The sequence below is a fragment of the Nonomuraea sp. CA-141351 genome (assembly GCF_050944675.1).
In the GTDB taxonomy this organism is placed as follows: domain Bacteria; phylum Actinomycetota; class Actinomycetes; order Streptosporangiales; family Streptosporangiaceae; genus Nonomuraea.
The window spans coordinates 7462051-7484853 of sequence record NZ_CP191982.1; the positions used below are offsets into that span (position 1 = coordinate 7462051).

Genomic DNA, 22803 nt, shown 5'->3' on the forward strand with positions numbered 1-22803 from the left:
GAGGGCGACCGGCATGCCATGCTTACTCACACGAGGAACTCTCACATCCCTGTTTGCCCAGGCGTTGTATCACGAGGTTCGTCGTAAGCCGGCGCCTCGAAGCGGCCATTTCGCGGGCCGCGTCCGGCGCTCCCACCTGGAGTCAACAAGGATCAAGGAGGTCGCTCATGGCGACGTCGACCGCACCTTCCGGCAGGAGCCGCAGGCGTGCCCCTCGCCGGGCCCAGCCCTCCGGTGGACGACCGGCCAGGGAACAGCGCGCCACATGGGTGGTCGTGTTCGTGGGCGTACTGGTGACGTACGTGACGTTCGTGGTCATGCTGCTCCCGCAGGGATACGACCTGTGGGTCGTCCTGGGCGCCGCGACCACGACATGTCTTGTCGCAGGCCAGGTCACACGGACGGTGACGCTCATCTCGGCCGACAGGGGCATGGCCGGCGCCGTGATGCCTCGTTCGCTTCTCGGACGGGTGGTGGCGTCGTGGATCCGGGCCGTCGTCGCGGACGTCCCGGATCGCGAGTCAGGCCTTCAGGACGGCGACTCCCGGGAACCGTGAACCGCACCGTCAGGCGGGGGCTCTCCTGAGCACGCGCAGGGAGCCCACCGCCAGGCCCGTGACGAGCACCACGTGGACCGCCAGGTGTACGGCCATGAAGTAGGCCGTGAAGGCCACCCCGCGCTGCCGGTGCACGAATCGCAGCAGCTCGGGATCCGCCACGACGAACCACCCGACCAGCACCACCGGCACCAGGAACAGGGCCGGATCCAGCAGCCCCAGCGGCAGGCAGGCGAGCGCCAGCGCGCAGGCGAGGATGCCGGCGCGGCTGTTGGCGTTCTCCGGCTTGGCCGCGCCGCGCCTGGCCGTGGCCAGCGCGAGCGGGATCAGCGGCAGGGCGCGCCGCCACTGCTCGGCGAGGACCGGCAGGAACCGGTGGCCCTCGTCGTGGCGGCCCATCACGGCGTCGGTCAGCAGGATCCTCGTGCGCACGGCCAGGCGGCTGCTGTACTCCACGTCCTCGCTGTCACGCAGGCCCTCGTCGAGCCGGCCCGCCTCCAGCCACACCGCCCGGCGGATCGCGGCCAGCGCGAACACGACGCTGTTGACCTCGCCGAGGTGCCTGCGCCGCCAGTGGACCTGGTGGAGCAGGCGGTACCACTCGACGGGGCCGTCGTCTATGAGCGGCTCGGTGTCGTAGACGCCGTGTACGCAGCCCAGGCCGGGATCGTCCTCCAGCAGCTTCACGGCGTTGGCGACCGCGTCCGGTCGTAACGCCACGTCACTGTCGAGGAAGAAGATCACGTCGCCGCTGGTGCTCTCCACCCCGGCGTTCCTGGCCGCCGAGACTCCGCGGTTGTCGGGGAGCCGTACGACGCGGCAGCCCAGCTCCTCGGCGATGGCCGGCGAGCCGTCGTCACTGGCGTCGTCCACCACGACGATCTCGTCGGGCCGCCTCGTCTGGGACAGCACGGACTCCAGGCACATGCGCAGAGTCCTGCTGGCGTTGTAGCACGGCACGATCAGCGAAACCTTCGTCACGGGGGCAGCCCTTCACGTGTCCTGAGGGTCTCCATGATCTCGCAGACCGCCCCCGCGGCGCATCAACGAGCCTCTCATCGGACTGTCACGTCCTGACGTAGGCGCAGGTCCCTGGAGGAGGACCCGACGTGGACCGTACGGCGGCCGCCCGCGAGCACCCATCGGCCGTCCGACCAGTACTGCAGCGCGCGCCGGTCCACCGTCACGGTGACGCGGCGCCGCTCGCCGGGCGACAGCCGCACCCTGGCGAACCCGGCCAGTGCCCGTGGCGGCATCGGGACCGGCGGGCCGGGCGGCGGGCCGAGGTAGACCTGGGCAATCTCCACGCCCTCGCGGCGGCCGGTGTTCGTGACGGTGAAGGACACGCTCAGCCCGCCGCCCGCGCCCCGCACCGACAGGTCGCCGTACTGGAAGCGGGTGTAGGACAGGCCGTGCCCGAAGGGAAAGAGCGGCTCGACGTCGCCGGCGTCGTAGTGCCGGTAGCCGACGAAGACGCCCTCGCTGTAGACGGCGACGCCGCTCACGCCCGGGTAGCGCCCGGGCTGTGCGGTGGACGTGTCCTCGGCCCGCCGTGGGAAGGTCACCGGCAGCTTGCCGCCCGGGCTGGCGCCGCCGAGCAGGAGGGTGGCGGTGGCGTCCGCGCCCTCCTGGCCCGGGTACCACATCTGCAGGATCGACCGCACCCGCTCCACCCAGGGCATGAGCACCGGATCGCCGGTGTTGAGCACCACGGCGGTGCGGGCGTTGGCGGTGGCGACGGCCGCGATGACCTGGTCCTGGCCCTTCGGGAGGGCGAGGCTCGCACGGTCGGCGCCCTCAGTGCCCTCGTTGAAGGCGAACACGAGCGCCGCCCGCGTCTCCTTGGCCAGGGCGGCCGCCTCCCGCAGCGCCTCCTGGCGCCGCCGCGGGGTGACCCAGGCCAGCCTGACCTGCAGTGGCGAGCCCGCCGCGCCGGTGGCCGCGATGGTGATCCGCCTGGCACGGCCGGACTCCAGGTGGATGACGCCGCCGGCGTTGGTCAGGCCGCCGGAGGTCGCGATGAGGCTGCTGTTGCCGCCGATGAGGGCGCCGGCCGAGCCGACCTTGACGCCGTCGACGGTCAGCGAGATCGAGCCGTTGAACGAGGGCAAGCCGCCCGCGCCCTGGATGCGCAGGTCGTAGTCGCCGGTCGAGGGAGCGGTGAGCGTGCCCGTCCACGTCCACGACGAGCCTGCGGGCAGGGCGTTCGCGCCGGTGTGGTCGACCTGGGCGGCGGCCTGCGGCGTGCCGCCGCGCCGGGTGCGCCGCAGGGAAAGGGCCGAGGCGGGGACCGGTACGCCCTCCAGGTCGACGCCGGTCGCCCAGCGGATGCGGCTGCCCGGCCCCACGGTCGTCAGGGCCTGGCGGCGCAGGGCGTTCAGCGGGCTCTCGGCTCTGGCGGGGATCACCCGGGCGCTGCCTCCGCCGCCGGCCAGCGGGCCGGCCGCGGTGGGGCCGATGACGGCGAGGTCGGCCAGGTCGTCGCGGCCGAGCGGCAGCAGGTCGCGCTCGTTGCGCAGCAGCACCGCGCCCGCCAGCGCGATCTCCCGCGCGGTGCGGGCGCCCGCCTCCCGGTCGAGGGACGGTCGCGGCCGGCCGCCGCCGAGCAGGCCGAACCGGTCGAGCTGGACGAGGACGCGGCGGACCGCGGTGTCCACCACGGACTCGGCCAGCCGCCCCGAGGTGACGGCGGCGACCAGGCCGGCGAAGTTGGCGCCGGACGGCATCTCCATGTCGAGCCCGGCGGTGACGGCGGGAGCGCCGCTGTGCGTGGCGGACCAGTCGGACATCACCCAGCCGCCGAAGCGCCACTCGTCGCGCAGGATCTCGGTCAGCAGGTGCGGGTTCTCGGCGGCGTACACGCCGTTGACGCGGTTGTAGGCGGCCATGACCGCGCCCACGCCCGCCTCCACGGCGGCCTCGAAGGCCGGCAGGTAGATCTCGCGAAGGGTCCGCTCGTCCACCTGGGCGTCGACGGTACGGCGGTCGTTCTCGAAGTTGTTGGCGGCGTAGTGCTTGACCGTGGCGATCAGGCCCTCGCCCTGGATGCCGCGCACCTCGGCCGCGACCATCGCGGCGGCCAGCAGCGGGTCCTCGCCGAGTGTCTCGAAGTTCCTGCCCGCCTGCGGAACCCGGACGATGTTGGTCATCGGCGACAGCAGCACGTCCATGCCCAGCGCCCGGCCCTCCCGGCCGATGACCGCGCCGAACCGCCTGGCGAGGTCGGGGGCGAACGTCGAGGCGAGCGCGACCGGGGCGGGCAGGGCGGTGGCGCTCGCCGTGGCCCGGACCCCGGCGGGCCCGTCGGCCAGGCGCAGCTCGGGGATGCCGAGGCGGGGCACGCCGGGAAGGTAGCCCGCCTGGCCCTTGGAGGCGGGGTCCTTGGCGCCGTGCAGCAGCGAGACCTTCTCCTCCAGCGTCAGCCGCCTGAGCAGGGCGTCGACGTTCGCGCGGTGGGCGGTCCGCGGTGAGGGTGCGGCGGCGACGGCCACGGCCACGGCCGCTCCGAGGAGCCGGGCCGCGTCGCGGCGGGTGAGCGACTGAGTGAGCGCCATGTCATCCATGGCAGCGCATCCGGGTCCGGCAGAGAAGGACCCGCAGGCAGTGGCGAATTACGTTGCGGCAAAACAATGACGGGTTGCGCCCTCGCGGTGACATGTGATGTTGTCCGCTCCTGGTGCCCTCATCGACCCCAGGAGGCTTCGGCGTGCCGTTCATTGTGGATCTGACCAGCGGGAACGTGGAGAAGGAGCATCGCTCGGCCGAGAGGGGGCATTTCGGCGGGTCGATACTCGGGCTGCGGCTGATGGCCGAGCGCACGCCCGCCGGGCTCGATCCGTACGACCCGCGGGCGCTGCTGTACGTGGCGGCCGGGATGCTGGGCGGCACGGCGGCGCCCGGGCTGGCCAAGGCCGTGTTCCTGGCGAAGTCCCCGCTGACCGGGGTGGCAGGGGAGACGCACGCGCTCGGGCCGTTCGCGGCGGGCCTGCGCGGGGCGGGCGCCAAGGCGCTGGCCGTCACCGGCCGGGCCGGGCGTCTGTCCTACGTGCTGGTCGAAGGTGGCGAGGTGTCGGTGCACGATGCTTCTGAGCTGCGCGGGCTGGGCACGGCCGCCACGACGGACGCGCTGCGGGCCAGGCACGGCCAGGCCGCGCACGTCGCGGCGATCGGGCCCGCCGGGGAGAGCCTCGTCCGGTACGCGAGCGTGGTGACCGACTACGCCTACGCCGCCGGGCGGTACGGGCTCGGCGCGGTCTTCGGGGCCAAGAACCTCAAGGCCATCGTGTGCGTGGGCGACGCGCCCGCGGAGGTGGCCGACCCTGAGGCGGTCGCCCGGATCGCCGCCTACTACCGGGACTCACTGGCCACGAACCCGCTCGCGGCGCTCCAGGCCGGGCTGCCGGGGTTCGCCGGATGGGTCGGAGAGCCGCCCGCCCCCGGGTACGCCTCGGTGCGGAACTTCTCGGTGTCCGGCGCGTCCGGGCTGCGGGTCCCCGAGGCGCGCGACTACGACGGACGGGCAGTGACGACCACCGGCGCCTGCCCCGGCTGCCCGAACGACTGCCTCAAGGTGTACGCGCCCCCGGGCACCGCGGAGCGGAGGCCGGGCGGGCTCGGGCAGGAGGCGTTCCTGTCGCTCGGGTGGAACCTCGGGATCGACGACCTCGACGCCGTGCTCGGCGCGAACGCCCTCTGCAACGACCTCGGCCTCGACCCGGTCTCCCTCGGCGGGACGCTGGCGTTCGCCATGGAGTGCGCCGGGCACGGCCTGCTGCCCGGCGGGCCCGCGTTCGGTGACGCGGCGGCCTTGCCCGGGCTCATCGGGGACGTCGCGACACGCACCGGCGCCGTGGGCGACCTGCTCGCCGAGGGCGCGGCGCGGGCGGCCGCCAAGCTCGGTCCCGGCGCCGCCCCGTACGCGATGACCGTCAAGGGCGCCGAACTGCCCTGCTTCGACCCCCGCGTCCAGCCCGGCATCGGGCTCGGGTACGCGATCGCCCCGGGCGGGCCGCGCTACGACGCGCTGGAGCACGACCTCGACTTCGACCCCGTCGCCGGGCTGGCGTACAGCTTCGGCGAGGCCGGCCGGATCGGGGTGGCACCCGCCCCGGTCGCCGAGCTCGACGCCGAGCGGGGGCGGCGCACCGCCCGGCTGCTGCGGCTGTGGAGCGGGCTCGACGCGCTGAACCTGTGCGTCTTCGCCTCCTCCCCCACCCGCCCGCTGACCGTCGACCATCTGACCGCCCTGGTCACCGCCGTCCACGGGGACGGGTTCACCCTGGACGACCTGCTGGCGGCCGGTCAGGCGCGGCTCGACGCGATGCGCGCGTACGCGGCCCGCGAGGGCGGCGGCCCCGACGAGCTGCCCGCCCGGATGCACGAAGAGCCCATCACCGAGGGGCCCCACCGGGGCGCCGTGCTGGACCGCGCCTCGTTCGAGCAGGCCCGCGGCGCCTTCTACGAGGAGCTCGGCTGGACTGGCGACGGGTTATAGCCTGGTCAATCGTTTGGCCGAAGGGAGTCCCTCGGGGATGGCTGTCACGATCGACCTGAGCGGGCGGACGGCGCTCGTCACGGGCGGCGGCGGCCGTCTCGGCTCGGCGTGCGCCCGCGCTTCGCGCCCATCGCCCCGCGGCCGACCTGACCATCCCGGCCGAGCACCGTGACCCTGCTGGCCAGCGTCTGCGATTCTCCGTGTTTACCTGAGCATTTCCGGCAAATCGGGCGGGCGTGGCCGTGTCGGGCCGTCTCGGTACTCTCCGAGGGAGAGTACGGGGGTGGCTGCGACGCGGTGGAAGCCGGTCCGGTGTTGAGAATCGCGTGCAAGCCCTGTACGGCCCGCCGGTGGGTGGGTCGCCTGGGGTGCTTGGCCCGCCGGACGCTGTCCATTCCCCGGGGGGAATGGGGCGGGCACCGTGCGCCGGTCGGGCACACGGCTGGAGGTCATCGCATCGTCTGACAGGTTGTTCACCGTGTTGCTGACCGGGTTGTTCGTGGTGCGGGCCAGTCGTTTCAGGGTGGGGCGGTTCTTGGATCGGTCCCGCGCTTCGGGTCGGGGGTGCAGGTCGGTTCGGGTGCGGCGGGCGCGCCGGGCGGCCCTGGTGGGCTTGCGGGTGCGGCGGGCGCGGGCCACGTTGCCCTCCACGACCTTGCCGATGGTGCGGGCGCCGGTGGCGCGGTGGGTGCGGGTGGCATTCTGGCCGAGCAGGCCTCGGGCGAGGATGCGTTCGGCTGCGGCCCAGTCACGATCACACGACAGGCCGCAGGCCGGGCAGTAGGCCCACGCCCAGCCCCGCTCGGTGAGCCGGTCAGGGGCCGGACAGTGTCGGAGGAGTGAGGTGCCGTTCCCGCAGCGGGGACAGTATTTGGAGGTGCCGCGGGCTGGGACGGTGGCGACGGCGATGGTGTGTTTGGCCGCCAGGTGCCGGATCGCCTCGATGATCTGCCCGCGCACCTGCCCGGACAGGCGCGCGTTCGCCCGTCCGCGGCGTCCGCGCGCTTCCAGGGTGGCCAGGTCTTCCAGGTAGATGACCGTCGCGGCGGCGGCGATGGCTTGGTCGACCGCCCAGCGGGCCGCTGACCAGGCCGGCGCATGGTTCAGGTTGCGGATGCGCGCGCACAGGCGGTCGTGTTCGACTCCGGTGCTCTCGTAGGCCCGCATCAGTTCCAGGGGGCGGGGATCGGTGACGGCCATGCCGGACAGGAGCTTGTCTTGGTGCCGCTGTCTGGCGGCCAGGTGCTCACGCTCGGCCTGCAGCCGGTGCAGCTTGGCCGAGATGGCGGTGGCGTCGTAGGTGAGCGGCCGCCCGTCGGAGATCACCCGGCCGCCGTCGGTCAGGCGCCCGGTCACGCCGGTGAGCAGCGTGTTGAGGCCCCAGTCGAACCCCATCCCGGTCGCATGTCCGGTGGCGGGCGCGAAGCCGATCGGGGTCTGGAACGGCAGATCGACGCGCACCCGGCCGTTTCGTACCCGCAGGGTGAGCATGCACAGCGTCGCAGCACGTGGGACGGTCGGCGGCAAAGCCACATCCAGCACGTGCCAGGCGCACTCCCGGCCGGAGGCAGGAGCCTCCACCAGCGGCAGCCGCACCCGCAACCGGGCGCTGTGATCGCCGGTGCGCTCCAGGGCGACCAACTGCCGGTCCGCGGCGGCCAGCACGATCTGCGCCGCGACGTTCGGCGGCTGCTCCAGGTCGGTCAGATCGGCGGGCAACGCGCCATGCTCGACGAGGTAAGCGGCGATCTGCCGGGTCCGGTTGCGGATCTGCGCCACGGTTACCCGTCCGGCAGCAGCGCGAGCCGCAGGGTGCGGGCGGCCTGCTCCTGCGCGCACCGCACCACGCGATCACAGACGTGCACGCCCGGGGCGGGGATCGTGCCCCAGCCCAGCCGACGGACAGCCATCCAGCCCTTTGCCGGCAACGCCCGCCCGGCCAGCCCCACCCCGCAGGCCAGCGCATCCAGATCCGCCGCATTCCACCGGGCGGCGATCAGACCCGCGGTCAGATCTTGTGCCAGGCCGGCCAGCCAGGTGACCCGCTGGGCCGGCAGCGGCTGAGGGACGACCTGACCGGTCTGCTCCACGATCGCGCCATGGGCGGTGCAGGTCGCGGTCGCGGTGAGTTTACTCATCGACCATCTCCGGTTCCGGGACGGGCCGAAGGTGAAAAACGACCGCGCCGAGCGGGCGCGTTACAACAACCGTGGCCATGCTCGACCGTCTTAAGCAGCGAGCGGCACGACGGCATGCCGACGAGCGGCATTCGTACCACCAGACGCACCACACGGGCCGGCGCACCCGGATAGAACATGTGAACAACACATCGATACTGGCAGCATCCATACCGCACAGCCGACACCCGGCCCGGACAGACGGGGCGATCAAGCGCAGTAGCCGCGAGCTGACACGGTTCGATACCAGGGCAAACCAGGGCATGCGAGCATTGACGGACACCTCCGCCGCATCGGCTTGACCGGCCGTACCGGAGGCGCGTACATCGGCGCCCTCGGCCGATCCCCACCACAATGGCCGCACCACCCGCAACGACAGGTCCGCGTCGGGTACGCCCCAAACGCTTGGCTACCGCCGCTAACCTCAACAGAGCCATGGAGAGATCAAATCCAAGCCTTAGGTTCCCATAGCGAAAAGGGAGGACCGTTCACACCCTGAAGCCGGACGACACGGTGGCCGAGGTGCTGGCCGGGCCGATCCAGCTGATCCAGCGCCAGTCCACCGCTCCCCCGCCGTGAAGCGTCACTCCTGACGAAGACACGCCCCCGTTCAAGAGGGGGTTTGGGACGCCCGATTCCACCCCATTGACAGCCCCGCAAAGCGGACCCTAGGTTGTGCGAAACGTTTCGATCCAGGGGAACCGGCAGTGTGATGTCTTCGATACGTGACGTGGCCGAACGGGCGGGGGTCGCGGTCAGCACCGTGTCCGCCGCGCTCAACGGCACCCGTCCGGTGGCGGCGGACACCAGGCGGCGCATCGAGCAGGCCGCGGCCGACCTCGGATACCGCCCGAGCCTGCTGGCCCGCGGCCTGCAGAGCAAGCGCACCCGCATCCTCGCCCTGCTCTACCCCGCCCCGCGCAGCGGTTTCGGGCTGACCGAGATGCAGTTCGCCACCGGCGCCGCCGAGGCGGCCCGCGAGCTGGGCTACCACCTGCTGCTCTCCCCCGAGCACGCCGACCCGGTCGAGGAGTTGCGTCACCTCACCGGCCTGGGGCTGGTGGACGGCGTGCTGCTGATGGAGGTCGGGCTGGACGACGAGCGCATCGACTACCTCACGGAGGCGGGCGTCCCGTTCGGCATGATCGGGCGGACCCGCGACCCGGGCTCGATCGACCACGCCGACATCGACTTCGCGGCCACTGCCAGGCAGGCGGTGGCACACGTGGCCGGGCTCGGGCATCGCGAGCTGGCCTTCTTCAACCTCTCCGCCGACGCGTACGCGGCGCAGTACGGTCCCGCGATCCGGGCCGGAGCGGAGTTCGCCGAGGCCGCCCGCGCGGCCGGGATCGGGTTCGTGGACGACTTCCGGCCTGGCTCGGCCGAGGAGGGCAGGGAGGCGTTCGAACGGCTGGTCGCGGCGCATCCGGACGTGACGGCGCTGGCGGTGATGGACGACCACGCGGCGGCCGGCGTGATCGCGGCCGTGGCGGCGCGCGGGTGGCGGATCCCGGAGGACCTGACGTTGATGCTGGTGCTGTCGTCGGCGAGGGTCGCCGAGATGTTCCATCCCCGGCTCACCACGCTGGAGCCGCCGAGCGCCGAGCTGGGCGGCCTCGGCGCGCGCATGCTCATCGACCGGCTGGAGGACGACGGCCCGCCCCGGCACCGGCTGCTGCCCTGCCGCCTGGTGATCGGCGACAGCTCCGGCCCCCCGCGAGGGGGGAATGCATCGTGACACCACAGATCGGCATGCACACCCCCACCGCCTCCCCGCGCCGGACCGTGGACGGATGCGTCACACCGGCGCCGCAGGCGGTCGCGGCCCTCGTCGAAGGAGAGGTATGAAGTTCAGGGACGGTCACTGGCGGCTGCGTCCCGGGGTGCGGGCGGACTACGCCGTGGAGGCGCATGACGTGACCGCCGACGCCGGCTCGCTGCGGATCCTGGCCCCGGCCAGGCCCATCACCCGCCGGGGTCACACGATCGACGGCCCGGTGCTGCGGGTCGACGTGTCGTCTCCGATGCCGGACGTGATCCGCGTCCGTACGGTGCACTTCGCCGGATCCGTCCCCGCCTCCCCTGCCTTCCAGGTGCGCGACGACGCTCCTGACGTGGACGTCACCGTGGACGGCGAGCAGGCGAGCCTGACCAGCGGCGCCCTCACCGTACGGGTGCGCAGGGACGCGCCGTGGGAGATGACCTTCAGCGCGGACGGGCGCGAGCTGACCCGCAGCGGCGGCAAGAGCCTCGGTGTCATGCGCGACGCCGACGAGCGGCACTTCGTGGTCGAGCAGCTCCGCCTCGGCGCCGGTGAACTCGTGTACGGGCTGGGCGAGCGGTTCGGCCCCCTCGTGCGCAACGGGCAGTCCGTCGACATCTGGAACGACGACGGCGGCACCAGCAGCGACCTTGCCTACAAGAACATCCCCTTCTACCTCACCAACCGCGGCTACGGCGTGTTCGTCAACCATCCGGGGCGAGTGTCGTTCGAGGTGGGCTCGGAGCTGGTGTCGCAGGTGCAGTTCAGCGTCGAGAGCCACGACCTGGAATACCTCGTCATCCATGGGCCCACGCCGAAGGACATCCTGCGCCGTTACACCGCGCTGACCGGCCGCCCCGCGCTGCCGCCCGCCTGGTCGTTCGGGCTGTGGCTGTCCACGTCGTTCACCACCGACTACGACGAGGCCACGGTGACGTCGTTCGTGGAGGGGATGGCCGAGCGGGACCTGCCACTGAGCGTGTTCCACTTCGACTGCTTCTGGATGCGTCCGTACCGGTGGTGCGACTTCGAGTGGGACCCGGAGGTGTTCCCGGACCCCGAGGGCATGATCAGGCGGCTCAAGGAGCGCGGGCTGCGCGTCTGCCTGTGGATCAACCCGTACATCGGGCAGGCGTCGAAGCTGTTCGACGAGGGGGCAGCGGCCGGTCACCTGCTGCGCCGTCCCGACGGGACCGTGTGGCAGGACGACCACTGGCAGGCGGGCCGGGCGCTGGTGGACTTCACCTCCGCGGCCGCCAGGGAGTGGTACGCGGGCAAGCTGCGCGGGCTGCTCGACATGGGGGTGGACGCGTTCAAGACCGACTTCGGCGAGCGCATCCCGACCGACGTCGCCTACGCCGACGGCGCCGACCCCGAGCGCATGCACAACTACTACACCCTGCTCTACAACGAGACCGTGCACCGGGTACTGGCCGAACGGGGTGCGCCCGTGCTGTTCGCCCGGTCGGCCACGGTGGGCGGGCAGCGGCTGCCGGTGCACTGGGGCGGCGACTGCGAGTCGACGTTCGAGGCGATGGCCGAGTCGCTGCGGGGCGGGCTGTCCCTGGGGATGGCCGGGTTCGGGTTCTGGAGCCATGACATCGGCGGGTTCGAGGGGCGGCCGGATCCGGCCGTGTTCAAGCGGTGGGTGGCCTTCGGGCTGCTGTCGTCGCACAGCCGGTTGCACGGGAGCGGCTCGTACCGGGTGCCGTGGCTGTTCGACGAGGAGTCGGTGGACGTGCTGCGCTCGTTCACGCGGCTGAAGGCGCGGCTCATGCCGTACCTGTACGGCGCCGCGGTCGAGGCGACCACCGACGGGCTGCCGGTGATGCGGGCCATGCGGCTGGAGTTCCCCGGGGATCGGGGCTGCGACCACCTGGACGCCCAGTACATGCTCGGGCCCGATCTGCTGGTGGCGCCCGTCATGTCGGCGGATGGTGAAATTTCGTACTACGTCCCTGATGGGGAATGGACGCCGCTGCTCGGCGGGGAGAGCGTGAGCGGGCCGGGGTGGCGCACCGAGCGGCACGGGTTCGACAGCCTGCCGCTGCTGGTGCGGCCCGGCGCGGTGGTGCCGACGGGCGCCCGCGAGGACCGGCCCGACTATGACTACGCCGACGGCGTCACCCTGAACGCCTACCGGCTCCCCGACGGCGCCCGCCGCACCGTCACCGTGCCCGCCCTCGACGGCAGCGCGGCTACTGTCTTCGAGGTGTCCCGCACGGGCGACCGCGTCAGGGCCCGCCGCGTCGCGGGCGCGCCCGCGCGCTGGAGCCTGCGCCTCTTCGGAGAACGCCAGGCGACGGAGACCACCCAGGGCGACGACATCGAGATCACCCTGTAAGGATTTGTGAGGAGCACCATGCCCACCTTCCCCGAGAACTTCCTGTGGGGCACCGCCACCGCCGCCTACCAGGTGGAGGGCGCCTGGAACGAGGACGGCCGCGGCCCCTCGATCTGGGACACCTTCTCCCACACGCCGGGACTGGTGGCGGGCGGCGACACCGGCGACGTGGCCTGCGACCACTACCACCGGCTGGATGAGGACCTGGACATCCTCTCCGCGCTGGGCGTGGGCGCGTACCGGTTCTCGATCTCCTGGCCGCGTGTCCGTCCGAACGGCACGGTCAACCGGCCGGGGCTGGACTTCTACGAGCGGCTGGTGGACGGGCTGCTCGCCCGCGGGATCGCTCCGGTCGCCACCCTCTACCACTGGGACCTGCCGCAGGAGCTGGAGGACGCGGGCGGCTGGCCCAACCGCGACACCGCCTACCACTTCGCCGAGTACGCGGCTCTCATGGGTGAGACGATCGGCGACCGCGTGGCCACCTGGATCACCCTGAACGAGCCATGGTGCTCGGCCTACCTCGGCTACGCCTCCGGCGTGCACGCCCCCGCCAGGACCGAGCCCGCCGCCGCGCTGGCCGCCGTGCACCACCTGAACCTCGGCCACGGCCTGGCCGTCCAGGCCCTGCGCGCGGTCGCCGCCCCGACCGCCCAGATGTCGGTCACGCTCAACCTGCACCACGTGCGCGGCGTGTCCGAGCAGGACGCCGATGCCGTACGGCGGGTGGACGCGGTGGCCAACCGGGCCTTCCTCGGCCCCATGCTGGAGGGCGCCTACCCGCGCGACCTCATCGCCGACACCGCCCAGGTGACCGACTGGTCGTTCGTGCGCGACGGCGACGAGGCCACCGCAGGCCAGCCGCTGGACGTGCTGGGGGTCAACTACTACAACCCGACGCTGGTGCGCCAGTGGGACGGGTCCAGCGACCGGGCGACCTCCGACGGGCACCAGGACGGGGCCGCGTCACCGTGGATCGCCTGCGAGGACGTCGAGTTCGTCCAGCAGCCCGGCCCGTACACCGAGATGGGCTGGAACATCGACGAGACCGGCCTGACCGAGCTGCTGCTGCGGCTGCACCGCGACTACCCCGGCACGCCCACGATGATCACCGAGAACGGCGCCGCGTTCGCCGACGTCGTGACCCCCGACGGGCGGGTCCACGACGAGCGGCGCGTCGACTACCTGCACCGGCACCTGACCGCCGTGGCCGAGGCGATCTCGGCCGGGGCGGACGTGCGCGGGTACTTCCTGTGGTCGCTCATGGACAACTTCGAGTGGGCGCACGGGTACGCCAAGCGGTTCGGCATCATCCGGGTGCAGCCGGACACGCTCGAGCGCATCTGGAAGGACAGCGCCCACTGGTACCGCGACGTGGTCGCCTCCGGCAAGCTGCCCGGCTAGGGTTTGCGGGCCACGCCCCCGACGAAGGTGTGGTAGGTGATGCCCGGGGTGGCGCGGTCGTCGGGGCCGGGGCGCCACTCGGGCATCGGCACCAGGCCGGGCTCCAGCAGTTCGAGGCCGTCGAAGTAGGCGAGGATCTCCTCCCGGGCGCGCCACCGGCCGGTGCCGAGGTGCTCGTTGAAGATCCTCTCCGCCTCGTGAGCCTGCTTCGACACCTCGGGGTGGGCGTCGCCCGGGTTGTGGAAGTGCGAGATCACCACGTGACTGCCCGAGGCGAGCGGCCGCAGGAGGGCCGCAGCGACGCCGGCCGGATCCTCGTCGTCGGCCAGGTGGTGCAGGATCCCGAACATCAGCAGCCCGACCGGCTGGTCGAAGTCGAGCAGGGAGCGCGTCTTCGGGTCGTTGAGGATCCTCTCCGGCTCGCGGGCGTCGGCCTCGACGATCGTGGTGGACGCGTCCACGGCTAACAGGGCACGGCCGTGGACGAGCACGATCGGGTCGTGGTCCACGTACACGACCTTCGACTCAGGGGCGACCGCCTGGGCGATCTCGTGCACGTTGCCCTGCGTCGGCAGGCCCGAGCCGATGTCCAGGAACTGCCGGATGCCCGCCTCGGCCGTCAGGTAGTGGACCGTGCGCCGCAGGAACTCCCGATTGGCCCTGGCCGCCTCGGGCGCGTCAGGCGCGATCTTCAGCGCGGCCGCGGCCACCTGACGATCGATCTCATAGTTGTCCTTGCCGCCGAGCATGTAGTCATAGACGCGGGAGACACTCGGCTTGGTGGTGTCGATCCCGCTGGGCGCGCGCTCCTGCTCGCTGTCGGGCACTGTCGGCTCCTCGGTCAGGTGGCTAGATCCATGATCCTATTTTCGAACCCCCGATTTATGCGGACATTTCATCATGCAAGAGGCGGGTCGCGCGGCTACCAGCGATCAACGTGCAGCACGTCGTCCAGCGGCTGCCGCCGCGCGGGCCTGAACGTCTCGCCGAGGTAGTGGGCGGTCGGGATGAGCACGCCCTGGCGGACGTCGTCCGGGATGCCGAGCAGCTCGGCGATCTCGCTCTCGTACGCCAGGTGCAGCGTCGTCCACGCCGTGCCCAGCCCCCGGGCCCGGGCGGCGAGCATGTAGCTCCAGGCGGCCGGCAGCAGCGACCCCCACAGACCGGCCTGATTGCCTTGCGGCAGCCCGCCGCCCGGCAGCGTGATGCAGCCGATCACCAGCACCGGCACGTCGCCCATGTGCTCGCCCAGGTAGGTGGAGCTCTCGGACACGCGCTGCTGCGTCGCCGCCCTGTCCGGGTCGTCCTTGAACAGCGACCCCGCGGAGGCGCCGGACTCGTAGTAGGTCCGCAGCGAGCGACCGTAGTAGTCACCGATGGCCCTGCGCAGCTCAGGGTCGGTGACCACCATCCAGTGCCACCCCTGCCGGTTGCCGCCGGTGGGCGCCTGGAGCGCCGTCTCCAGGCACTCGCGTACCAGGTCCATGGACACGGGGCGGGTGAGGTCGAGGCGCTTGCGCACGCTGCGGGTCGTGGTGAGCAGCTCGTCGGGGCTCAGTTCGTTGATCGCCATAGGGCCATGATGTCAACGTCCGGGGCGGGACTCAGGCGGACTCGCGGATCACCAGCTCCGTGGGCAGTATCACCGGCTCCACGTGCTCGGCGCCGTCGATGAGCGCGAGCAGCAGGCGTACCGTCTCCTGCGCCACCTCCGCCAGCGGCTGGCGGATCGTGGTCAGGGGCGGGTGCGTCGAGAGGGCCACCGACGAGTCGTCGAACCCGCCCACCGCCACGTCCTCCGGCACCCTGCGCCCCGCGGCGCGCAGGGCGGCCAGGGCGCCCGCGGCCATCAGGTCCGAGGCCACGAAGACGGCGTCGATGTCGGGTGTGCGGGCCAGCAGCTCGGCCATCGCCCGCTCGCCGCTGGCCTGCGTCCAGTCCCCGTGCGCGATCAGCTTCTTGGTCGCCTTGCGGCCCAGCACGTCGGCGAAGCCCTCGAGGCGCTGGATGCCGCCGGGCGTGTCCATCGGGCCGGTGATCATGGCGATGCGCCTGCGGCCCTGGCTCACGAAGTACTCGGTCATCTGGCGGCCGCCCAGGCGCTCGTCGGCGGCGGCGTACGGGATGACGCTCTCGCGGCCGATGACGGCGCCGCAGGAGACCGCGGGCGGCCCGGACTGCAGGGCGTCGATGAACGGGTCGCCGGCGTGGGTCGAGAGCAGCAGCACCCCGTCGGCGTGGCCCCCGCGGACGTAGCGGACCACGCGCTCGCGGTCGCCCTCGTCGCCCGCCATCATCATCACCAGCGACAGGTCGCGCTCGGCCAGCATCCTGATGGCGACCCGGATGGTCGTGCTGTAGTTGGGGTCCTCGAACAGCTTCTCGTGCGGCTCCGACAGCACCATCACGACCGACCCCGTGCGCTGGGTGACGAGGCTGCGGGCGGCCCGGTTGACCACGTAGCCGGTCTCCGAGATGGCCCGCTCGATGGCCACGCGTGCCGCCGTGCTCACGTACTTGTCGCCGTTGAGCAGCCGGGACACCGTGCCGCGGGACACGCCCGCGGCGGCGGCCACGTCGTGGATCGTAGGGCGCTTCATTTCACCGCTCCGGAGGACAGATCGGTCTTCCAGTATCGCTGCATTGTGAGGAAGAGCGCGATCAAGGGCACGAGCGACAGGAACGCGCCGGTGAGGATCAGGTTGTAGAGCGAGGGCTGGTTCGCCCCGGACGCCAGCAGCGTGAAGAGTCCGACCGTGAGCGGGAACTTGCCGTCGTCGCCGAGCATGATGAACGGCAGCAGGAAGTTGTTCCAGATGGCCACGAACTGGAACAAGAAGATCGTCACCATGCCGGGCACCATCAGCGGCATCGCCACCCGGTACATCAGACGCCACTCGCCGGCCCCGTCGATCCGCCCCGCCTCCAGCAGCGAGTCGGGGATGGCCGCGGTGGCGTAGATGCGGGCCAGATAGATGCTGTACGGGTGCAGGATCTGCGGCAGCAGGACGGCCCAGTAGGTGTCGGCCAGTCCGACCTTGGAGAAGAGCAGGTACTGCGGGATCGCCAGCACCACGGCGGGCACGAGGATGCCGCCGATGAGCAGGTTGAAGATCAGGTTCCGGCCGGGGAAGCGGTACTTCGCCAGCGCGTACCCCGAGATCGCCGAGACCGCGGTCGACAGCAGCGCGCCGCCGCCCGCGTACAGCAGGGTGTTGGCCGCCCACAGCCAGAACACCCCGTCCCGGTAGGCGAACAGCTGGGTCACGTTGTCGAGGAAGCCGGTGCCGAAGGCCAGCGTCGAGGTGCTGAACAGCTCGCCGGGCGACTTGGTCGCCGCGATGAACACCCAGAGCACCGGGAACAGGCAGTAGATCGCGCCGAGCAGAAGCAGCCCGGTCGGCGCCACCCCCCACGGGGTGCGCGCGACCGCCCGGCGGTGTGCGGTGGCCATCAGCCCTCCCCGAAGGCGCGGTTGCGGACCACGCGCAGGAACCCGAACGACAGGACGAGCGAGATCGCCGCGATGACGATCGAGGTGGCGGCGGCCGAGTACAGGTCGCCGGTGACGAACGCGTCGCGGTAGACCTTCATGAGCGGGCTCCACGTGGAGCTGATCGTGTTGGTCAGCGGCCGCAGCGTGGTGGGCTCGGTGAACACCTGGATCGTCGCGATGATCGAGAACACGGTGGTGAGGATGATCGCCGGGGTCAGGAGCGGGATCTTCACGCGTAGCGCGATCTGGATCTCGGAGGCGCCGTCCAGCCGCGCGGCCTCGTACAGGTCGCGCGGGATGGCACGCAGTGTCGTGTAGAGCACGAGCATGTTGAAGCCGACGCCGCCCCACACCGCCACGTTCGCCATGGAGTACGTGACGGTGCTGGCCCCGAGGAATTCGATGTCCAGGATGTCCCTGATGGGGCTGAGCGAGGGCAGGTAGAGGAAGCCCCACAGCAGCGTGGCGGCCACGCCCGGCACCGCGTACGGCAGGAAGATCGCGATCCTCGAGAACCTGGCCAGCCGCACCCGTGCCGAGTCCAGCAGCAGCGCGAACAGCAGGGCCAGCCCGAGCATCACGGCCAGCACCAGCGCGCCGTAGCCGAGCACGCGCAGCCAGCCGTTCCACAGCTCCGGGTCGGACAGGGCGGCGGAGAAGTTGTCGAAGCCGACGTAGATCTCCTTCCGCGCGCCCCTGCCCAGCCCGAGCCCCGACACCTTGGTCCGCCGCATCGCCAGCCAGACGGTGTACCCGATGGGCACGGCCAGGAAGAGCGTGAACAGCACGATCGCGGGGGTCAGGAACAGGTACGGCCACGCCCCCCTTTCGGACTTTCTCATGAGGCGATCTGGAATCCGGACTTGCGCATGTCGGCGACCGTGGCGTCCTGCATGGCCTGCACCGCGTCGGCGAACGGCGTCTTGTTCTGCAGCGCCTTGTCGAAGTTGTCCTTGAACGCGTTGTAGGTCACGCCGACGTTCGGGCCGAAGGTGAAGCCGCGGGCGACGGCGGAGACCGCGGCGGCCTGCTGCCAGAAGTCGGGCTGGTTGGAGAAGTAGTCGGGCGCCTGGCCGAGCGACGACTGGGCCTTGGTGGCGGCCGGGTAGACCGCGGCCTCCTTGATCAGCAGGTCCGCGGCCGCGGGGTCGGTGTTCATCCAGGTGGCGAACTGGGCGGCGGCGGCCTTGTTCGGCGTCTTGGCGGACACGGCCGTGGACGAGCCGCCCCAGAAGCCGCTGAAGTTCTCGCCCGCGTTCCACTGCGGGAGCGGGGCGACGGCCCACTTGCCCTTGGCCTTGGGAGCGTTGGCCGACAGCACACCCGGCGCCCAGACCGCCGACGGCCAGGTCAGCAGCTTGCCGTCGTTGAGGGCCTTGTTCCACTCGGGGGTGAAGAACGGCATGTCGTCGATGACGCCCTCCTTGACCAGCCCGCCCCAGTAGTCGGCGACCTTCTTGGTGGGCTCGTCGGCGATGTCGACCTTCCACGACTCGCCGCTGATCGACCACCACTGGGCGCCGGCCTGCTGGGCCAGGCCCGTGAACGCTCCCGGGTCCTTGCTGGAGAACGTGCCGAGGTAGGCCTTCGGATCCTTCTTGCGCACGGTGCGCGCGGCGTCGGCGTACTCCTGCCAGGTCTTGGGGACCGCGAGGCCGTACTTGTCGAACAGGTCCTTGCGGTAGAAGAGCATCATCGGGCCGCTGTCCTGCGGGATGCCGTACACGCCCTCCGTGCCGAGCGTGACCAGGCCCCACAGGCCCTCGGCGAACTCGCCCTTGATCGAGGCGGTCTCGGCCTTGAGGTCGGCGACCGCGTCGGCGGCGACGAACGAGGGCAGGTGCTGGTACTCGGCCTGCACCAGGTCCGGCGGGTTGCCCGCCTTGGCCGCGGTGAGGAACTTGGCCGCCGCGTCGTCACCGCCCGCCTGCTTGCTGACCGTGACCTGGATATCCGGGTGCGCCTGGTTCCAGACGGCGGCGATCTTGTCCATGTTGGGGGCCCAGGTCCAGTACGTCAGCTTGACCGGTCCCTTGGCGGCGCTCGCAGGGCTCTGCGCGGCCTCGGAGCTTTCGGCGGGCTCGCCGGACCCGCAGCTCGCGAGGGCAGCCGTCAGCACGACGGCCAGGGCGGCTCCAAGGCGGTTGGCGCGCATACGTACCTCCAGAAGGTTCTGTGAACGTGCACAGAGTGAAACAGCCACGAAACAGCCGTCAAGGGGTCGTTATGTTCTCGTTAATCAGCCATTATCGGGAGAAGCCAGGGCGGCCGTTCCCCTGGATGCGGGGCGGGCGCTACTGTGCACGTTCACAGAAAGCTTTTCGAGGGGGATGGATGTACCCGGAGCGTCCTGCCGGTATCGCCTTTGGCGGCGACTACAACCCGGAGCAGTGGCCACGCGAGGTCCTGGAGGAGGACGTGGCCCTGATGCGCGAGGCCGGGGTGAACCTGGTCAGCCTGGGCATGTTCTCGTGGGCGCTGATGGAGCCGGCGGAGGGGCGCTACGAGTTCGGCTGGCTGGACGAGATCGTGGACCGGCTGCACGAGGCCGGGGTCGCGGTGAACCTGGCCACGCCGACCGCGGCCCCACCCGCCTGGTTCATCCGGAAACATCCTGACGTGCTGCCGGTGACCAGGGAGGGCACGCGGATCGGGTTCGGCGGCAGGCAGAGCGCCTGCTCCAGCGCCCCGGCCTTCCGCGAGGCGACCGCGCGGCTGGTGCGCGCGCTGGGCGAGCACTATCGCGGGCATCCGGCCGTGGTCATGTGGCACGTGCACAACGAGTACGGGGCGCCGCTCGGCGAGTGCTACTGCGAGCACAGCCTGGCGGCCTGGCGCGTATGGCTGAAAGCCACATACCGCGATGTCTCCACATTGAACGATGCCTGGGGCGCCACGTTCTGGGGCCAGACGTACACCGACTGGGCGGAGATCGACGCCCCCCGGTTCAACCACACGGCCGTCAACCCCGCCCAGCGCCTCGACTACGCCCGCTTCAGCGACGGCCAGCACCGCGAGCACTACGCGCTCCAGCGCGACATCCTGCGCGAGCTCACCCCCGGCATCCCCGTGACCACGAACTTCGCGGGCACCGTGAACTGCAAGTCCGCCGACCTGTGGCAGTGGGCCCGCGAGCTGGACGTGATCGCCAACGACCACTACCTGAAGGCCGAACGGCCCGACAACCACATCGATCTGGCCATGTCCGCCGACCTCGCCCGCTCGGTGGCGGGCGGCGCGCCGTGGATGCTCATGGAGCACTCGGCCGGCGCGGTGAACTGGCAGCCGCGCAACATCGCCAAGCGGCCGGGCGAGATGCGCCGCAACAGCCTCGCGCACGTGGCCCGGGGCTCCGACAGCGTGCTGTTCTTCCAGTTCAGGGCCTCGCGCTTCGGGACCGAGAAGTTCCACTCGGGGATGGTGCCGCACGCGGGGACCGATTCCGAGCAGTGGCGCGAGGTGGTCCGGCTGGGCGCCGACCTGCGCGAGCTCGCCGGCCTGCGGGGCAGCCGGGTGCGGGCCGAGGTGGCGGTCGTCTGGGACTGGGAGTCGTACTGGGCGCTGGAGCTGGACTGGCGGCCGTCGGTCGACCTGACGTTCAGGGAGCCGATGGATGCTTTCTATGAGGCGCTGTGGCGGGAGCACGTGACGGTGGACTTCGCCCACCCTTCCGCCGATATTTCGGGATATCGCCTGGTGGTGGTGCCCAGCTCGTACCTGCTGACCGAGGCGTCCGCCAAGAACCTCCACCGGTACGTGGAGGCGGGCGGCAACCTGCTCGTCTCCTACTTCTCCGGCATCGTGGACGAGCACGACACCATCCACCCGGGCGCCCACCCCGGCGCGCTGCGCGAGCTGCTTGGCCTGTCGATCGAGGAGTTCCACCCGCTGCGCGAGCACGAGAGGGTGGCCCTGAGCGGCGGCGACGGTGGCGACACGGCCCGCGTCTGGTCCGAGCGGGTCCGCCCGGCCGGCGCGGTCGCCGTACGCGACTTCGCCACGGGGCCCGACGCGGGGCACCCCGCCTTCACCCGCCACGACCTCGGCGCGGGCACCGCCTGGTATCTCGCCACTTCCCCCGTCTCCGGCCTGCGCGAGCTGCTCGTCCAGGTGCTCGACCACGCGAACGTGTCCCGGCCACGCGGCCTGCCCGACACCCTCGAACTGGTACGCAGGGGCGGCCACGTCTTCCTGATCAACCACGGCGACGAGCCCGTGACGGTCGATGGGGTGAGCGGGAGGAACGTGTTCGACGGCGTGCGACACGACGGGCCGATCACCGTCGCGCCCGGCGCGGTCATGGTCGTCGCCCTCAGTTGATCTTCCCCAGCGGTGACCGAATCCAAAGCGAACGGCCGGGGCGATGCCCCGGCCGCTCAAGGTTTTCTCAATTGCTGCCCGGACACGGGCAGGAGTGACGGCGAACCGTCCGCTTCTCGTGCTTGACCTTCACTGTGTTGATCTTGGCCGGTACGGCCGGCTTGATCAGGACGACGGGCTTGGCCGGAACGGCCGGCTTGACCAGCGCGACCGGCTTGATCGGCACGGCGGGCTTGGCCGGCAGGGTCGAGGACTTGCCCTCGCCCGGCGTGACCGCCGCCGTGCAGGGCTCGCCCGGCGCGACAGGCTTGGCCGGAACGACGGGCTTCACCTGCACCGCGGGCTTGACCGGAGCGACGGGCTTCACCTGCACGGCGGGCTTGACCGGAGCGATGGGCTTGGCCGGAACGACGGGCTTCACCTGCACGGCAGGCGCGGCGGGCTTGACCGCCGCGCAGGGCGGCGCGACAGGCTTGGCCGGAACGGCCGGCTTGACCACCACGGCAGGCGCGGCGGGCTTGACCGCCGCGCAGGGCGGCGCGACAGGCTTGGCCGGAACGGCCGGCTTGACCACCACGGCAGGCGCGATGGGCTTGACCGGAGCGGCGGGCCTGATCGGACGTATCTGTACTGACGACGCTCCGGGCCTGATCTCGATGCTGCTCGTCCTCGTGATGACCAGCCCACCGTCCATGCCGGGCCAGTCGGACCCCGCGCACCGGTCGCACGCGCCGCACGCGCCGGCCGTGCTGGAGAGGCCGCATCCGGAGGTGGAGGCGGCTGGCGCGGTGCCGCACATGGCTTCAGCGCCGCACGCGCCCTCCATCCCGTAGTCGGCCTCGATGCCGTACTCGATGTAGCCGCTGGACGACAGTCCGGCGGCTTCGCCGCACCCCTTGACTTTCATGAGCGCGAACCCGTTCAGCAGAAGGGCGTCGCGACTCGGACAGGGGGCGGCCTGCACCCACGTGCGGGTGTCGGAGGGGCTGGTGCCGCTGATCGTTTGCTGCTGCACGAACCCGAGGTCGTACTGCTGGGTGAAGGCGAACGCCTCCGGGGGTGGCTCGGTGGGCGCGGCAGCGGCGGGCGTCGCCAGTGCCACGGACATGAGCATGAACGGCAAAGCGGTAGCGGCTACCGTCGTGTGCCGTGAACGCAATATTTGCATAGGCACACGAGTAGCGCCCGCGATCATCGCGAGGGAGGGCGACACCCCGTCCCAGACGCCAACCGGAATGGATCTTGTCCT

The 22803-nt window shown here is 71.5% G+C and carries 17 protein-coding genes; 6 read left to right on the forward strand and 11 right to left on the reverse strand.

The genetic code is table 11. The features are described 5' to 3' along the window. Positions 1-167 precede the first annotated feature (167 nt). Positions 168-557 carry a hypothetical protein gene (locus ACQPWU_RS35260; RefSeq protein WP_433429580.1) on the forward strand — a complete coding sequence of 130 codons (390 nt, stop codon included), beginning with the start codon at positions 168-170 and terminating at the stop codon, positions 555-557. Between the two features lie 9 nt (positions 558-566). On the opposite strand, the gene ACQPWU_RS35265 is transcribed toward ACQPWU_RS35260, so the two are convergent. Together ACQPWU_RS35265 and ACQPWU_RS35270 are read right to left on the reverse strand one after the other, a co-directional pair. Continuing rightward, positions 567-1538, reverse strand: a complete 972-nt coding sequence (locus tag ACQPWU_RS35265; RefSeq protein WP_433429581.1) for a glycosyltransferase family 2 protein — start codon at positions 1536-1538, stop codon at positions 567-569. Between the two features lie 74 nt (positions 1539-1612). Beyond that, on the reverse strand, positions 1613-4111 hold the full coding sequence (locus tag ACQPWU_RS35270) for a beta-glucosidase family protein (RefSeq protein WP_433429583.1): 2499 nt from the start codon (positions 4109-4111) through the stop codon (positions 1613-1615). 152 nt (positions 4112-4263) lie between these two features. Here ACQPWU_RS35270 and ACQPWU_RS35275 point away from each other — a divergent pair, with 152 nt between their 5' ends. After that, positions 4264-6051, forward strand: coding sequence for an aldehyde ferredoxin oxidoreductase C-terminal domain-containing protein (locus tag ACQPWU_RS35275; RefSeq protein WP_433429585.1), 1788 nt, complete (start codon positions 4264-4266; stop codon positions 6049-6051). Positions 6052-6255: 204 nt separating this feature from the next. Here the strand turns inward: ACQPWU_RS35275 and ACQPWU_RS35280 are convergent, their stop codons facing one another. Beyond that, on the reverse strand, positions 6256-7830 hold the full coding sequence (locus ACQPWU_RS35280; RefSeq protein WP_433429586.1) for a zinc ribbon domain-containing protein: 1575 nt from the start codon (positions 7828-7830) through the stop codon (positions 6256-6258). Between the two features lie 2 nt (positions 7831-7832). Further along, the gene (locus ACQPWU_RS35285; RefSeq protein ID WP_433429587.1) at positions 7833-8189 is read right to left on the reverse strand and encodes a hypothetical protein; all 357 of its coding nucleotides are present in this window, start codon (positions 8187-8189) and stop codon (positions 7833-7835) included. A gap of 751 nt (positions 8190-8940) precedes the next feature. On the opposite strand from ACQPWU_RS35285, the gene ACQPWU_RS35290 reads away from it, so the two are divergent. The 3 genes from ACQPWU_RS35290 (at position 8941) to ACQPWU_RS35300 (ending at position 13738) form a co-directional block, all read left to right on the forward strand. Next, on the forward strand, positions 8941-9966 hold the full coding sequence (locus ACQPWU_RS35290; protein ID WP_433429588.1) for a LacI family DNA-binding transcriptional regulator: 1026 nt from the start codon (positions 8941-8943) through the stop codon (positions 9964-9966). 106 nt (positions 9967-10072) lie between these two features. Continuing rightward, a complete protein-coding gene (yicI, locus tag ACQPWU_RS35295) occupies positions 10073-12334 on the forward strand; it encodes an alpha-xylosidase (protein ID WP_433429590.1) in 2262 nt (753 codons plus the stop codon). Positions 12335-12352: 18 nt separating this feature from the next. Then, on the forward strand, positions 12353-13738 hold the full coding sequence (locus ACQPWU_RS35300) for a GH1 family beta-glucosidase (RefSeq protein WP_433429592.1): 1386 nt from the start codon (positions 12353-12355) through the stop codon (positions 13736-13738). On the opposite strand, the gene ACQPWU_RS35305 is transcribed toward ACQPWU_RS35300, so the two are convergent. The 6 genes from ACQPWU_RS35305 to ACQPWU_RS35330 form a co-directional block, all read right to left on the reverse strand. Then, entirely contained in the window at positions 13735-14565 is an 831-nt protein-coding gene (locus ACQPWU_RS35305; protein ID WP_433429593.1) for an SAM-dependent methyltransferase, read from the reverse strand. The two genes, ACQPWU_RS35300 and ACQPWU_RS35305, sit on opposite strands and share 4 nt — an antisense overlap. 95 nt (positions 14566-14660) lie before the next feature. Continuing rightward, positions 14661-15311, reverse strand: a complete 651-nt coding sequence (locus tag ACQPWU_RS35310) for a nitroreductase family protein (RefSeq protein ID WP_433429594.1) — start codon at positions 15309-15311, stop codon at positions 14661-14663. A 31-nt stretch (positions 15312-15342) separates the two neighbouring features. Beyond that, the gene (locus tag ACQPWU_RS35315) at positions 15343-16338 is read right to left on the reverse strand and encodes a LacI family DNA-binding transcriptional regulator (RefSeq protein ID WP_433429595.1); all 996 of its coding nucleotides are present in this window, start codon (positions 16336-16338) and stop codon (positions 15343-15345) included. After that, entirely contained in the window at positions 16335-17192 is an 858-nt protein-coding gene (locus ACQPWU_RS35320) for a carbohydrate ABC transporter permease (protein ID WP_433429596.1), read from the reverse strand. Before ACQPWU_RS35320 ends, ACQPWU_RS35315 begins: the two co-directional genes overlap by 4 nt. After that, positions 17192-18076: a carbohydrate ABC transporter permease gene (locus ACQPWU_RS35325; protein ID WP_433429597.1), complete on the reverse strand. Its 885-nt coding sequence runs from the start codon at positions 18074-18076 to the stop codon at positions 17192-17194. The genes ACQPWU_RS35320 and ACQPWU_RS35325 overlap by 1 nt, the downstream gene beginning before the upstream one ends. Continuing rightward, positions 18073-19389 carry an ABC transporter substrate-binding protein gene (locus ACQPWU_RS35330; RefSeq protein ID WP_433429598.1) on the reverse strand — a complete coding sequence of 439 codons (1317 nt, stop codon included), beginning with the start codon at positions 19387-19389 and terminating at the stop codon, positions 18073-18075. The genes ACQPWU_RS35325 and ACQPWU_RS35330 overlap by 4 nt, the downstream gene beginning before the upstream one ends. Before the next feature lie 179 nt (positions 19390-19568). On the opposite strand from ACQPWU_RS35330, the gene ACQPWU_RS35335 reads away from it, so the two are divergent. Continuing rightward, positions 19569-21554 (forward strand): beta-galactosidase, encoded by a 1986-nt coding sequence (locus tag ACQPWU_RS35335; protein ID WP_433429600.1) that lies wholly within the window; start codon positions 19569-19571, stop codon positions 21552-21554. A 67-nt stretch (positions 21555-21621) separates the two neighbouring features. On the opposite strand, the gene ACQPWU_RS35340 is transcribed toward ACQPWU_RS35335, so the two are convergent. Next, positions 21622-22656, reverse strand: a complete 1035-nt coding sequence (locus tag ACQPWU_RS35340) for a hypothetical protein (RefSeq protein ID WP_433429602.1) — start codon at positions 22654-22656, stop codon at positions 21622-21624. Positions 22657-22803 lie beyond the last annotated feature (147 nt).